At 67.1% G+C, this 13,604-nt stretch carries 12 protein-coding genes; 6 read left to right on the top strand and 6 right to left on the bottom strand.

All coding sequences use genetic code 11. The features are described 5' to 3' along the window. Positions 1-19 precede the first annotated feature (19 nt). Positions 20-640 carry an L-threonylcarbamoyladenylate synthase gene (locus AC1D14_RS12765; RefSeq protein WP_056626995.1) on the bottom strand — a complete coding sequence of 207 codons (621 nt, stop codon included), beginning with the start codon at positions 638-640 and terminating at the stop codon, positions 20-22. Between the two features lie 134 nt (positions 641-774). Between AC1D14_RS12765 and AC1D14_RS12760 the strand changes: the two genes are divergently transcribed. The 4 genes from AC1D14_RS12760 to AC1D14_RS12745 all read left to right on the top strand — a co-directional run bounded on the left by AC1D14_RS12760 (position 775) and on the right by AC1D14_RS12745 (position 4,771). Continuing rightward, a complete protein-coding gene (locus tag AC1D14_RS12760) occupies positions 775-2,760 on the top strand; it encodes a DUF4118 domain-containing protein (protein ID WP_476876830.1) in 1,986 nt (661 codons plus the stop codon). After that, a complete protein-coding gene (locus AC1D14_RS12755) occupies positions 2,757-3,431 on the top strand; it encodes a response regulator (protein WP_230117240.1) in 675 nt (224 codons plus the stop codon). Before AC1D14_RS12760 ends, AC1D14_RS12755 begins: the two co-directional genes overlap by 4 nt. A gap of 101 nt (positions 3,432-3,532) precedes the next feature. Next, the gene (locus AC1D14_RS12750; RefSeq protein WP_230117239.1) at positions 3,533-3,964 is read left to right on the top strand and encodes a VOC family protein; all 432 of its coding nucleotides are present in this window, start codon (positions 3,533-3,535) and stop codon (positions 3,962-3,964) included. A 144-nt stretch (positions 3,965-4,108) separates the two neighbouring features. Next, positions 4,109-4,771 carry a hypothetical protein gene (locus AC1D14_RS12745; RefSeq protein ID WP_230117238.1) on the top strand — a complete coding sequence of 221 codons (663 nt, stop codon included), beginning with the start codon at positions 4,109-4,111 and terminating at the stop codon, positions 4,769-4,771. A 57-nt stretch (positions 4,772-4,828) separates the two neighbouring features. Here the strand turns inward: AC1D14_RS12745 and AC1D14_RS12740 are convergent, their stop codons facing one another. From AC1D14_RS12740 to AC1D14_RS12720, 5 genes are all read right to left on the bottom strand, one after another. Then, positions 4,829-7,231, bottom strand: coding sequence for a phosphoketolase family protein (locus tag AC1D14_RS12740; protein ID WP_476968594.1), 2,403 nt, complete (start codon positions 7,229-7,231; stop codon positions 4,829-4,831). A 107-nt stretch (positions 7,232-7,338) separates the two neighbouring features. Further along, positions 7,339-8,091 (bottom strand): maleylpyruvate isomerase family mycothiol-dependent enzyme, encoded by a 753-nt coding sequence (locus AC1D14_RS12735; protein WP_230117236.1) that lies wholly within the window; start codon positions 8,089-8,091, stop codon positions 7,339-7,341. After that, complete coding sequence (locus AC1D14_RS12730) at positions 8,091-8,927, bottom strand: fumarylacetoacetate hydrolase family protein (protein WP_476876828.1); 837 nt, start codon at positions 8,925-8,927, stop codon at positions 8,091-8,093. Before AC1D14_RS12730 ends, AC1D14_RS12735 begins: the two co-directional genes overlap by 1 nt. Further along, positions 8,928-10,055, bottom strand: a complete 1,128-nt coding sequence (locus AC1D14_RS12725) for a cupin domain-containing protein (protein ID WP_230117234.1) — start codon at positions 10,053-10,055, stop codon at positions 8,928-8,930. It lies immediately after the preceding gene. A gap of 123 nt (positions 10,056-10,178) precedes the next feature. Continuing rightward, positions 10,179-10,976 carry an IclR family transcriptional regulator gene (locus AC1D14_RS12720; RefSeq protein ID WP_476968593.1) on the bottom strand — a complete coding sequence of 266 codons (798 nt, stop codon included), beginning with the start codon at positions 10,974-10,976 and terminating at the stop codon, positions 10,179-10,181. A 144-nt stretch (positions 10,977-11,120) separates the two neighbouring features. On the opposite strand from AC1D14_RS12720, the gene AC1D14_RS12715 reads away from it, so the two are divergent. Together AC1D14_RS12715 and AC1D14_RS12710 are read left to right on the top strand one after the other, a co-directional pair. Continuing rightward, the gene (locus AC1D14_RS12715) at positions 11,121-12,320 is read left to right on the top strand and encodes an MFS transporter (protein WP_476968592.1); all 1,200 of its coding nucleotides are present in this window, start codon (positions 11,121-11,123) and stop codon (positions 12,318-12,320) included. Then, positions 12,313-13,563, top strand: coding sequence for an FAD-dependent oxidoreductase (locus tag AC1D14_RS12710; protein WP_476968591.1), 1,251 nt, complete (start codon positions 12,313-12,315; stop codon positions 13,561-13,563). Before AC1D14_RS12715 ends, AC1D14_RS12710 begins: the two co-directional genes overlap by 8 nt. Positions 13,564-13,604 lie beyond the last annotated feature (41 nt).

The raw sequence follows: 13,604 nt of genomic DNA, 5'->3' as shown, positions 1-13,604 counted from the left end.
GGTCAGGCGATCGGGTGTCCTACTCGAAGCGCGAGGGATCGCCGGTTCCCCGGCGCACCACCTCGGCCACGCCGCTCGAGAAGTCGACGACGGTGGTCGGCTCCGCGCCGCAGTCGCCGGAGTCGACCACGGCGTCCACCACGTGATCGAGCCGCTCCTTGATTTCCCAGCCCTGCGTCAGCGGATCCTCCTCGTCCGGCAGCAGCAGCGTGCTGGACAGCAGCGGTTCCCCCAGCTCGGCCAGGAGGGCCTGCACAAAGTTGTGGTCCGGAATGCGCACGCCCACGGTCTTTTTCTTCGGGTGCAGCAACCTGCGGGGCACCTCCTTCGTGGCGGGCAGGATAAAGGTGTAGCTGCCCGGCGTGACAGATTTGATGCTGCGGAACACGTCATTGCCGATGTTCACGAACTGACCCAGCTGTGCGAAGTCCCGGCAGACCAGCGTGAAGTGGTGCTTGCTGTCGAGCTGGCGGATGGTGCGGATCCTGTCCAGCGCCTCTTTGTTGCCCAGCTGCGCCCCGAGGGCGTAGCACGAGTCTGTGGGATAGGCGATCAGGCCGCCCGAATGAAGGAGATCCACGATCTGGGAAATTGCGCGCGGCTGTGGGTCCTCGGGGTGAACATCAAAGTATCTCGCCATGCCAAGAGCCTACGGCCCGCACGAGGTTCACGCACTCATCCCATCTGCGCCCAGGAATCAGCCGCTGGCGCACGCCTATTGATCCCGCCCGCACGGGCGCTTCAACGACGCCGGCCAAGTGAAAGAATGGCGGCATGGCACGGGAACGGATTGTCATTGGCCTGGCCGGCAGCGATGAGGGGGAGACCCTGATCCGCCGCGCCGCCAGGATCCTCGACGGAGCACAGGGCGGAGAGCTGCTTGCTGTGCACATCCGCTCTTCCGACGACGTCACGGGCGAGTCGCCCCGGGCCCTTGAATCCCAGCGCCGGATGGCGATTGAGCTCGGTGGCAGCTACCACACGGTCGCCGCATCCGACCCCGCCCGGGCCCTCCTCGATTTCGCCGCCAACGCCGGCGCCACCCGGGTGGTCATCGGGCAGTCGCGCCGCCGGCGGATGGCAGGGTTCCTGCGGGGTGCCAGCGTGGATACGCGGGTGGTGCGTGGCGCCGGCGACATCGACGTCCAGGTCGTTTCCCGCCCCCTCGCTGGACGTCCCGGCAACCGTGCACGGCAATGGGAGCTCGGCCGCGTGCGGGTCGGCATCGGATTTGGGCTGGCGGCCACTGTTCCGGTTGTTGTGCAGTCGCTGCTCGCCATGGCTGACCACAGTGTGGCTACCGCCGCGCTGCTTCAGCTGGCGGGCGCCGTGGCGGTCGCGCTGGTCGGCGGGCTGTGGCCCGCCGTCGCCGGAGCGCTCTGGAGCAGCCTGCTGGTCAATTATTTCTCCACGCCGCCGCTGGGCGACCTCGCCATCAGCGACCCCCAGGACCTGCTGTCCCTGGGCGTGTTCGTCGGAGTATCCGTGGCGGTGGCAGGCGTGGTGGACAGGTCGGCCCGGCGCTCCAAGGAGGCTGCGCGGGCCCGTGCAGAGGCGACAACGCTCGGCGATCTCGCCCTTGGCGCCTCCCGTTCGGAGGACACCGTCAACGGCCTGCTGACGCAGGCACTGGATGTGTTTGGTGCCAGAGGTGCCGGAGTGTTCGCCGTCGACGGTGGAGCAACCGGTGCCACAGGAGTCCCGGACGCCGCCGGCCACGCCCCGCCGCCGGGGGACGCCGGGGGTGACAAGCTGCGGCTGCTCGCGAGCGCCGGCGAGTTGACGGAACGGGAGCGCGGCGGCGCCGATTTCGCCGGCAACACGGTGGAAAAGCTCGACGGCGGAACCTGGCTCGTGCTGTTCGGCCGGACCGTGCCGGCCGCCGAAAGCCGGCTGCTGGGTGCGTTCGCGGTCCACGTGATGGCCCAGCTTGAACGCCAGCAACTGGCAGCCAGCCGCCTCGAGGTTGTGCGGCTGGCCGAAGGGAACACCATGCGCACAGCGATTCTGCGGGCTGTGTCCCATGACCTCCGGACGCCGCTGGCCGGGATTAAGCTCGCGGTGGGCGGCCTCCTCCAAACGGCAGTGACGTACAGCCCGGGGGAGGAAAAGGAACTGTTGGAAACCATCGATGAATGCACGGACCGGCTCGATGTCCTGGTGGGAAACCTCCTGGACATGTCAAGGATCACGGCCGACTCGGTACGGCCGCTGCTCAGGCCCGTCCGGTGGTCCGAAGTGGTTCCTCCGGCCCTCCGGGGACTTCCCGACGGCGCAGTGCGGGTGGAACTTGCGGCCAACATGCCGGCTGTTGATGCTGATCCGGGATTGCTGGAACGCGTCATCGCCAACATTGCCGAGAACGCAGTCAAGTACGCGCCCGGTTCGGACGTCGTTGTCAGCGGGGTGCCAGGAGGCCTGAGCCTGTCCGACCTTGAAGGACGTCCCGCGGGCGAGCTCCGAATCATCGATCACGGAAGCGGCGTGCCTGCCCGGAATGTGGTGGATATGTTCAGGCCGTTCCAGCGGCTGGATGACGTGCCGCAGACCACCGGCGTGGGCCTTGGCCTCGCCGTTGCCAAGGGATTCGTTACCGCGATGGGAGGCGAACTTTCTGCCACCGAAACCCCCGGCGGGGGCCTGACCATGGTTCTCCGGCTTCCCCTGTCTGCCGGCCCCGTGGGCGGGACCGGCGGGGCCGGGTTCCCGGATTCGGCGGCCGGCAGCGGCGCGGACTACCCCAGGGAGGCGGCCCTGTGACCGGAGTACTGGTGGTGGACGATGACCAGCATCTGCTGAAGGCCCTTCGGATAACCCTGCAAGCCCACGGGTACAGCGTGGACACTGCTGCCGACGGCAGGTCGGCCTTGCTGGCGGCGTCACAGCACCCGCCGGCCCTCGTGGTCCTGGATCTCGGTCTGCCGGACATGGACGGAGCTGAGGTGCTCCGGGAGCTCCGCCGCTGGAGCGCCGCGCCTGTCCTGGTGCTCTCGGCGCGGCACGGTTCCGCCGACAAAGTGGAAGCCCTCGACGCGGGGGCAGATGACTACATCACCAAGCCGTTCGGCCTTGAGGAACTCCTGGCCCGGCTGCGCGCCCTGCGGCGACGGGCTCCCGGGCCGGAGGCCGAACCCAAGGTGACGACGGCCGAGTTCACCGTGGACCTGGGGCAGCGGCTCGTCACACGGAACGGACAGCCCGTGCGGCTCACTCCGACCGAATGGAGCATCCTTGAACTGCTTGTCCGCAACCCGGGGAAGCTCATTACGCAGCAGCAGATCCTGGCGACAGTCTGGGGACCTGCCTACGAGAAGGAAGCCAACTACCTGCGGGTGTACATCGCGCAGCTCCGGCGCAAGCTCGAGGTAGACACCGGTAACCCGCGGCATCTGCTGACCGAAGCGGGCATCGGCTACCGGTTCCGGCCCTGAGCCCAGCGAAGCCCTATGAAGCGCAGCCGGATTGGGGCAACATGTGTAGTGCGGTCCGCCACAGACGTGGCACCTCACCAGTTCAGCCCTTAAGGAATCCTGTGCCCACTGTGCTCAACCCGTACCTTGGCTTCCGCGACAACGCCCGCGACGCGATGACCTTCTACCAGTCTGTCTTCGGCGGAGATCTGGTTCTCAGCTCGTTCGGGGATTTCCAGGCCAGCCAGGACCCCTCCGAAGCGGACAAGATCATGCACGGAATGCTGACCACGGACACCGGTATGGTCCTCATGGGCGCCGATACGCCCAACTCCATGGACTACACGCCGGGGAACACCATCTCGGTCTCTCTCAGTGGCGACGACGACGCTGAGCTGCGCGGCTACTGGGACAAGCTGTCGGTCGACGGCGGCTCCGTCACAGTGCCGCTTGAACAGGCGCCGTGGGGTGACACCTTCGGCATGTGTACCGACAGGTTCGGCGTTGCGTGGCTGGTGAACATCGCCGGTTCGCAGGCAGCGCCTGCTTCTTAACAGCGCAGCGGCGCAACGTTACGGCGGCGCAACCGGCACCTGAAGGATCTCTGCAGTCGACCATTTCACCAGTCGATCACTTCACCACGGCCGGTTGCCCGCCGTTCCCTTGAGGTACGGGCGGCCCGGTGCAACGATGGATGCGTGCAGCCTATCCTTGATTTCCTTGCCCACTACTGGTGGCTCGTTTTTCCACTGAGCGGGCTGGTCGGTGGTTGGACCCGATCATGGTCCAAAGCGAGCGAGCGCAGGCACCAGCGCAGGATCGAGCTCTACCGGCTCAGGAACCAGGCAGTGACCGCAGAACGAGCCAGCGAGTCCGAAGTGGCGGCACTGCTGGCCGCACATGATGACGTGAACAGCAGGTGGCTCGACTATGAGCTTGATGTCGGAAAGCTTATCGACTATCCGGTCATGACGGATGTCCGGGAGCCCCTGACTGTCGCGTTCCTGAGGGCAAAGCGGGAAGCGGACGGACTGCGTCCTGCCGGTCCGGGGGATGTGGAGAGCAGGTCGCGCCTCGATGAGTACCGGGCGGCCGTGCGCGGATACGAAGTCGCCTTTGACGTCGCCGAGCGGGAGGCACGGAGAATCAAGGACAGCAACTTTTCCGGGCCAGAGCGCCAGCGTCTGGCCACCGCCCGGAAGTTGCTGCGGATCGCTGAGGATAAGGCCGCTACGCCCGCCGAGCGACAGACCGCCTATAAGCGGGCGCGGCGGGAGCTGGACGGTCTGATCGCCCTGCCGGACGCCACCCGGGCGGCGCTGGAAGCCAAGATCGCGGGGATGCTGGACGCCGCCTCCTGAAACCATCGCGGGCGGTCAGGCGGGAGCGCTCAGGCGGGGGCGGTCAGGCGGGAGCGCTCAGCGGGGAGGGCTCCAGGCCCACTCGCGGATCTCCGGAAGATCCTCAAAGTGCTCACGAATATACTCGGCGTGGGCTGCCAGCTGCCGGTTGCAATGATCGGCCAGGTCCTCCGCTCCCGGGAGCTCCCGGGGCAGCCGCCGCAGTGCTTCCAGCGCCAGGTGGTAACGGCTCATTCTGTTGACCACCACCATGTCGAAAGGTGTGGTGGTGGTTCCCTGCTGGCTGTAGCCCCGGACGTGGAACCGTTCCGGGTTGGGACGCCCATGCAGCAGCTGGTGGAACGAGCGGGCGTAACCGTGCCAGGCGACAACGACATCGCACTTGTCGGTAAACAGGCGGCTGAACGCAGTGTCGTCGAGGCCATGCGGGTGGGTGTCCCGGGGCGGCAGCACCATGGCGTCCATGACGTTGACCACGCGGATCCGGGCCTGGGGCACGTGACGCTGAAGCAGCCAGGCCGCGGCCAGCGCCTCCTCCGTGGGGATGTCCCCGGCGCAGGCCAGGACAAGGTCAGGATCGGCGGTGGTCGCCGGCTCCTCGTTGCCGGCCCAGTCCCACCGCGATGCACCGGCCGCGGCGTGGGCCCGCGCTTCCGCCAGGGTGAGGTACTGCGGATGGGATTGCTTGTCCACGACGACGAGGTTGACGTAGTCCGTGCTCAGCAGTGCGTGCTCCGCGGCCACGAGCAGCGTGTTGGTGTCCGGCGGCAGATAGATCCTCGTCACCTCGCCCGAGAGTGAAAGCACGGTATCGATCAGGCCCGGGCCCTGGTGGCTGAAGCCGTTGTGGTCATTGCGCCAGCACGTTGAGGTCAGCAGGATGTTGAGGCTGGGAACGGGGGAGCGCCATTCGAGGTCACGCGCATGCTGCAGCCACTTGGCATGCTGGACGGCCATCGAGGCGCTGACCATGGCGAACGCCTCATAGCTGGCGAAGAACCCGTGCCGGCCGGTCAGGGCGTAGCCTTCCAGCCAGCCCTGGCAGAGATGCTCAGACAGCACCTCCATCACCCGTCCGTCAGCGGAGACATGATCCGCCGGAGCATCCCCGGCCTTCGGCGGAACCAGGAGGCACCTGTCGGTCGCCGCGAACACGTCGCCCAGGCGGTTGCTGTTGGTCTCGTCAGGGCAGAAGAGCCGGAACCGGGGCATATCTTCTGTGGCGCGGTAGAGATCGCGGAACAGTTCCCCGAGCGGTTTGGTGGTCTCACTGCTGGTGGAGCCGGGCCGGCCCGGCTCCACCGCGTACTGCGCCAGATCCGGGATGACGAGCGGCAGCGACGGCTGGCCGTTGGCCCACGGCGCAGATCCCATCCTCAGCCTGCCTTTGGGCGCGAGCGCGGCCAGCTCAGGAACGAGCCTCCCCTCGGCGTCGAACAGCTCTTCGGGTCTGTAGGAACGCATCCACTGTTCGAGCAGCGCGAGGTGTTCCGGATTGTCCTTGACGCCGGACAGCGGAACCTGGTGGGAACGGAAGGTTCCCTCCACCGGGCTGCCATCCACCGATTCCGGACCCGTCCAGCCCTTGGGTGTCCGCAGGATGATCGCGGGCCAGCGGGCCGCGGCTGTGACACCGTTGCTGCGGGCGTCCGCCTGGACTTCGCGGATGGTGGCATAGGCACCGTCCAGCGCGGCCGCCATGGCCCGGTGGACGGCGTCGGGCTCGTCGCCCGCAACGGTGACCGGATCCCAGCCGTTCGCCCGCAGGAGCGCCTCCACCTCCTCGTCGGAGCGGCGCCCCAGCACCGTGGGCCCCGAAATCTTGTGCCCATTGAGGTGGAGGATCGGCAGGACAGCGCCGTCCCTGGCGGGATTGAGGAAAAACGGAGCCACCCAGGAAGCGGCCAGCGGTCCAGTCTCGGCCTCGCCGTCGCCGATCACGCAGGCGGCAATCAAGTCCGGGTTGTCCATGACCGCCCCGGTGCCGTGCATGAGCGAGTACCCCAGCTCACCGCCTTCGTGGATGGATCCCGGCGTGGCGGGCCCGACGTGGCTGCCGACCCCTCCTGGCGTCGAGAACTGCCGTGCCAGCCGCCTCAGGCCGGCAAGGTCCTGGCTGATGTCCGGATAAATCTCGGAGTAGGTGCCTTCCAAATACACGTTCGCCACCACCGATGGGCCGCCGTGTCCCGGGCCGGCGATGAAAAGGACGTTCGCGGCCGTCCTGCTGATCAGCCGGTTGAGGTGGACGTAGACCAGGGACAGCCCCGGTCCTGTGCCCCAGTGCCCGAGAAGCCTCGGTTTGATGTGGAGGGATTCCAGCGGTTCACGGAGCAGCGGATTCTCCTGGAGGTAGATCTGCGCCACCGTGAGGTAGTTGGCGGCATTCCAGTACCGGTGCAGCAGCTCAAGATCTTCAGCCGATAGTGCTTCGGCTGCGTCGGTGTTGTCCGTGCCCATGCCCCGTGCCTCTCGTCGGATCTGCTCCAGCGTTGACGGCCACAGTCTAACCCCGGAGTTGGCGGCCCAATCCGCGGCAAGGTGGGGTCGACGTCAAGAAGGTGAGATCAGATCCAGTTCGGTGCTGCCGGCACCTCGGGTAGGACTGTTCCGTTCTGTTCGGCGGTGACACCGGAGATGCCGCGGCCGGTGGCCCAGCGGACCACGTCTGCGAGCGTGCCCGAGATCACCAGCGGCGCGTCCGCCCCGGTGTCGCCGAACGTGAGCTCGGTCCCCGTCACCTTGATGAGGAGCCCTGTATCGGTGCCGCGGGTGTGCCAGGCGCCGGCGATGTCCTTCAGCAGCCGACTGAGTACCGGTGCGGGGATGTCGGTGAAGGTGGCGCCGTTGTTCAGGTCGACGGCGTGGACCCAGACTTCGCGGGTGCGCATCCACACTGTCTCCTCGGCGGGGACGGTCCGGCCCTGGACGGTCTTGACCTTGTGGTGCCAGGCGTCCTCGGGCAGGTCGCGCCACTCGACGTTCAGGTGCACGGCGGAATGGTCGAAGAGGTTCCGCAGCGCGATGGGGCTGAGCGTGGCACCGAAGTCGATTTCGTGGTCCCGCACCGACGTGGAGGCGTACATGGGTGTCTCCACGCCGGTGCCCGCCCACTCGACCAGCCGCGCGATGGCCCGCGCGTTGTAGCCGATGTGCGCCGTGACGTGGCGTCGGGTCCAGCCGGGCAGCAGCGAATCACCGTCGAGGTCCTGGTCGGAGAGTTCGTTGAGTTTGCGGGCGAAGAACGCCGTGCCCCGACGCGCCTGCAGCAGCCCCTCGAGCAGCTCCGGGTCCGTGGTCTGGTCGGTGCGGGCGGCCATCAGGCTTCCTTGACCACGCGGTTGTTCAGCTGGCCCAGGCCCTTGATGGTGGTCACGAGGACCTGGCCTTCCTGCAGGTACCGCTTGGGGTCCTGGGCGTGGCCCACCCCGCCGGGCGTGCCGGTGGCGATGACGTCGCCGGGGTTCAGCGTGATGATGGTGGAGATGTAGGAGACCAGGAATTCCGGGGTGAAGACGAGGTCGCCGGTGGGGGTCTGCTGCTGGATCTCGCCGTCCACTGCGGAGGTCATCAGCGGACCGGCGGAGAACTCATCCTTGGTCACCAGGGCCGGACCGAACGGAGTGCTGTTCTCCCAGGTCTTGCCCTGGAGCCACTGGATGGTGCGGAACTGGTAGTCGCGCATGCTGATGTCATTCAGCACGGAGTAGCCGGCGATGTGCTCTGCGGCGTCCGCTTCGCTGATCCGGCGGCCCTTCTTGCCGATCACGACGGCGAGCTCGGCTTCCCAGTCCACGGTGTCCGATTCCTGCGGGAGGGCCAGGTCATCGTTGGGGCCGATCAGGGATTCCTGGTACTTCGCGAACAGGGTGGGGTACTCCGGGATATCCCGGCCCATTTCCTTGATGTGGTTGCGGTAGTTGTGGCCCACGCAGATGATCTTGCCCGGGGCAGGGACGACGGCGGCGAGGTCGGCGCCGTCGAGCGGGTGCGTTGCGCCGCTGGCCGCCTTTGCCTTCTCTTCCCAGGCGGAGTCGCGGAGGAGTTCCCCGACGTCGGCGAAGCCGTCGATTTCGGTGAGGGTGTCGCCGTCCTGGCGGACGGCCGTGGTTCCAGTTTTATCCCCAATGGAGAGGCGGAGGGTAAGGAGTCTCATTTACTTGCGTCCTTCGGTGTAGGTGCGGTTGAAGTTCAGGCGTTCGAGGATGGGGGCGTCGCTGAAGCGGAACAGGTCAAACTCCGTCTCGGCCTGGAGGGACCATTCCTGCCAGGACGGGACGACGAACAGGTCGCCCTTGGCCAGGGTCCTGGTTTCGCCGTTCAGCACCACGGTGCCGGTGCCCTCGAAGACCTGCCAGACACTGGAGCCGACCTCGCGCAGCGACTCGGTGGTGGCGCCGGCGCGGAGGCGGTGGAATTCGGCCCGGATGGTGGGCATCACGTCCCCGCCGGTGGTGGGGTTGGAGTACCGGATGGCGGCGTGGCCCTGGGACACGGTGGCCGGATGCCCCTCGTCCTCGAGCAGCAGTTGCTCGCGCAAGGCCCGGTCGGTGTGCTCCCAGCGGTACGCGGCGATGGGGGAGTTCGTGGTGTCATCCAGGCCCGAAAGCGGCCGCAGGCCCGGGTGCGCCCAAAGCCGTTCGGACCGGGAAATGTCAGGGGTGGCCTCGTCCGTGACGCGTTCGGTGCCGAATTCGAAGAACCCGGCGTCCGCATAGTGCACGAACGGGATGTCCAGGCCGTCGATCCAGGCCATCGGCTGGTCGGTGTCGTTGTGGTGGCCATGGAAGTTCCAGCCCGGCGTCAGCAGGAAATCCCCGCGGCGCATTGCCACCGGATCGCCGTTGACCACGGTCCAGACGCCTTCGCCCTCCACGACGAACCGGAACGCGTTCTGGGAGTGCCGGTGTTCCGGGGCGGTCTCGTGGGCGCCGAGGTACTGGATTGCCGCCCACAGGGTAGGCGTGGCATACGGCGTACCGGACAGGCCAGGGTTCGCCAGGGCAATGGCGCGGCGCTCACCGCCCCGGCCCACCGGGACCAGGTCCCCGGCGCGGGCGGCCAGCGGGTACAGGTCGCTCCAGCGCCAGACATGCGGCACGGCCTTCGGGGACGGGACCATCGGCATCAGGTCCGCGATCTCGGTCCACAGCGGGATCAGGTTACCGCTTTCGAAGTCGCGGTACAGCTGCTCGAGCTGGACGGTCTCTTCGGCCGTCGGCTCCGGGACGGTCTGCCCGGCGGCAACTGATTTTTGCGTTGCGTTCTCGGCGCTGATGGACACAGGGGCCTCCTCGGTGGGTGCGGATAGCGTTTGGGCGTACATCCGACTGTAGAGACCTACCGATGTGATCCCCACGATATTCTGCCTGCCAGAATTATCTAGGGGGTAACCCGCTGGGAGCGCTTAGCCCGGCTCGGCGGGATTGGCGGCGATGTCTATTTCCAGCTGCCGCCGCGTCTCCAGCATCACAGCCACCAGGCCGGCATCGAACAGCCTGCGGAACCTGGCCACCGGAGTGGCGACGCTGAGGGCGCCTACCACTACGCCCGTCCCGTTGTGGAGGGCCATGCCCAGGGCGCTGATCCCGTCCTCGGTCCCTTCGAAGTTGGCGGCAAAGCCGTTGGTGCGGACGGTCTCCAGTTCCCGCAGGAAGGCCGGATACTCAGCGTCCGGAATACTGTCGCCGCCGATCTCAGCGTTCTGGCTGCGGAACAGCTGGTCGATCATCGCAGGCTCAAGCTCGGCGAGCATCGCCTTGCCGCCCGACGCCTTGCTGGCCGGCAGCACTGTGCCCTGCCGGTCACCCACGCGGAGAACATTGGTACTTTCAACCGTGTCCAGGAACCGGACCTTTGTCCCCACCCGGATCATCAGGTTGACCGTCTCGTTCACCCGGGAGCACAGCAGCTCCATATGGGGACGGGCCAGGTCTCTCAAAAGCCGCGTCCAGCTGACCCCCGCGGGACCCGCCCCCATGGCGGGCCCCGGCACGTAGCGGCGGGATTCATCCTGGACCGCAAAACCGCGGTACACCAGCATGGCTAAGAGCCGGTGGGCAGTGGAGGGCGCAACCCCGAGCTCCTTCGCCGCATCCTTCAGACGGAGGCTCCCGCCGTCGCGCAGCAACTGAAGCAGCTGGAGCGCGTTGTCCACCGCCTCAATGGAGTATGTGGGTTTCTTCTGGAGGGGCAAGTTCTGCACGACAGAATTTTATAGGTTCCCGATGGCGACTGCCACCACAGTGGTGGGATGAATCACATACCTTCCGCTGCGGCGCCGGAGCGGTCCACCAACGGCGCAACCCTGGCGGCCGGGCCCTCGTCCCGGTTCCCCAAACAAACTGCCATGGCAGTTCTTGTTTGCTGGCTCCTGGTCGTCTTCGACGGCTACGACCTCATCGTGTACGGCACTGTGCAGTCGTCGCTCATCAACGACACCGGCTGGGGCCTGACGAAGGCCACAGCCGGCACCGTCGGTTCCATGGCTTTCCTGGGCATGATGATCGGCGCCATATTTGCCGGCCGGATGTCTGACACCTTCGGGCGCCGCCGGACGATCCTGGGATGCGCGATCGTGTTCTCGGCCTTCACCATCCTGTGCGCCTTCGCTCCGAGCGCCCCTGTCTTCGGCGGGCTCCGGCTGCTGGCCGGCATCGGGCTCGGCGGGCTGGTTCCCTCGGCCAACGCGCTGGTGGCGGAACTGGTGCCGGCAAAATGGCGGTCCACCATTGCCACCCTGATGATGTCCGGTGTTCCGATCGGCGGCTCCATTGCAGCGCTGGCGGGCATTCCGCTCATTCCTGCCTTTGGCTGGCCGGTGATGTTCCTCATCGCGGTTCTGGCACTGCTCGTTGTCATTCCGCTGGGATATCGCTACCTGCCCGAGACTCTGGCCCCGGTGCGTGCCGGTGGCCAGGCCACGGAACCTGCCGGCTTTGGTTCCCTGCTCCGCGCCCCTTACCTGGGCATGAGCGTGCTGTTCGCCATTTCCACCCTGGTGACGCTCTTCGCCTGGTACGGCCTGGGCACCTGGCTGCCCAACCTCATGCAGCTTGCGGGCTACAACCTTGGCTCAGCACTGACGTTCGCCCTGGCGCTGAACCTCGGTGCTGTCGCCGGCTCGGTCATCACCGCCTGGGCAGGCACGCGCTTCGGACCCATTCCGACGGCGATAGCGGCGGCCGCCGTCGCCGCCGTCGCCCTGGTGGTCCTGGTGGCGGGGCCTCCCGTCACCGTCGTTTATCTGATGCTGGTTCTTGCAGGCGTCGGAACGCACGGCACCCAGTGCCTGATCATTGCGGCGGTGGCCAGCCACTACCCGGCGCACCTCCGCGGCACCGCGCTGGGCTGGGCACTCGGCGTCGGCCGCATCGGTGCCGTCGCGGCGCCCCAGGTGGGTGGGCTGCTGCTCGCAGCCGGCCTGGGCGTCAATTCGAACTTCCTGGCATTCGCGGGAGCGGCCGCCGTGGCCGCCGTTCTGCTCGGAGCCATCGGAATCAAAATCAATTCAAAAACCCCAACCTCAGTAGGAGCTCACAATGTCTGACCGGAAAACGTCCACCGATGTCCTCGTTATTGGCGGAGGAATGGCCGGCCTGGCCGGAGCCCTGGCGCTGCGCGAGAACGGCGCCGACGTGACGCTCGTTGAACGTGCACCGGAATTCGGCGAGGTCGGAGCCGGCCTTCAGATGGCCCCGAACGCCTCACGGGTTTTGAAGCGGTGGGGCCTTCTGGACAAGGCGCTGGAGATCGGCGTCCAGCCCAAGCACCTTGTTTTCCGCGATGCAGTCACCGGCGAGGAGCTCACCCGCCAGACGCTCGGCGGCGAGTTCGAGGAACGCTACGGCGCGCCGTACGTCGTGATCCACCGCAGCGACCTGCACCGGGTCCTCCTGGAAGCTTGCCAGGATGCCGGCGTCCGGCTGGTCAACGACGTCATGGTGGAAAGCGTGGAGACCGTGAACGGCCGGGGCGTGGCCCACACCGCCGGGGGCACCGACTTCGAAGCCGATGTTGTGATCGGCGCCGACGGCCTCAAGTCCACCCTCCGCCCCGCAATTGCGCAGGACGGCCCCGTCTCGTCGTCCTACGTCGCCTACCGGGGCACTGTGCCGATCACGGAGAACACCCCCAAGGCCGATCTGGAAGACGTCATCGTCTACCTCGGACCGGACTGCCACCTCGTGCAGTACCCGCTGCGCAAGGGCGAACTGCTGAACACCGTGGCCGTCTTCAAGTCGCCGTCGTTCGAGCGCGGCGAGGAGCAGTACGGCGGCGTGGACGAACTCCAGGCCGCCTATGAGGACTGTGTGCCGGCAGTCCAGGAGGCGCTCAAGAACCTGGCCACGGGCATCCGCTGGCCCATGTACGACCGCGACCCGATCGAAAACTGGGTTGCGGGCCGGATGGTCCTGATGGGCGACGCCGCGCACCCGATGCTGCAGTATCTCGCCCAGGGCGCGTGCCAGGCCCTCGAGGACGCCGCTGTGCTGCAGGACGCCAGCCACGGCACGGTGTTCACCGACGACGGCGTGGACCCAGCCGCCTGGGACCAGGCCATCAGCGACTTCAACGCACGGCGTGCCGCCCGGACGGCCCGCGTCCAGCGCACCGCGCGTGTCTGGGGCGAGTCCTGGCACGTTTCGGGACTGGCTCGGACCCTGCGGAACCTGCTCTTCAAGAGCCGCAAAGACGGGGACTTCCAGTACAACGACTGGCTGTACGGCCAGGACAACGACGGCGTTCCCGCCGCCTCGGCCCCGGCCGGCCGGGTCAGGGTGCCCGCCTGAGCCCTCGGGTTCCGACAACGTCAACAGCTTGTCCAGGAAGG

The sequence above is a fragment of the Arthrobacter sp. P1_B11 genome (assembly GCF_056406715.1).
This window is presented reverse-complemented; position numbering and strand designations above follow the sequence as displayed.

Coding starts and splice junctions, on each gene's coding strand:
- AC1D14_RS12765 (WP_056626995.1), bottom strand. CDS start 640: ATGGCGAGATACTTTGATGTTCACCCCGAGGACCCACAGCCGCGCGCA.
- AC1D14_RS12760 (WP_476876830.1), top strand. CDS start 775: ATGGCACGGGAACGGATTGTCATTGGCCTGGCCGGCAGCGATGAGGGG.
- AC1D14_RS12740 (WP_476968594.1), bottom strand. CDS start 7,231: ATGGGCACGGACAACACCGACGCAGCCGAAGCACTATCGGCTGAAGAT.
- AC1D14_RS12735 (WP_230117236.1), bottom strand. CDS start 8,091: ATGGCCGCCCGCACCGACCAGACCACGGACCCGGAGCTGCTCGAGGGG.
- AC1D14_RS12730 (WP_476876828.1), bottom strand. CDS start 8,927: ATGAGACTCCTTACCCTCCGCCTCTCCATTGGGGATAAAACTGGAACC.
- AC1D14_RS12715 (WP_476968592.1), top strand. CDS start 11,121: ATGGCAGTTCTTGTTTGCTGGCTCCTGGTCGTCTTCGACGGCTACGAC.
- AC1D14_RS12710 (WP_476968591.1), top strand. CDS start 12,313: ATGTCTGACCGGAAAACGTCCACCGATGTCCTCGTTATTGGCGGAGGA.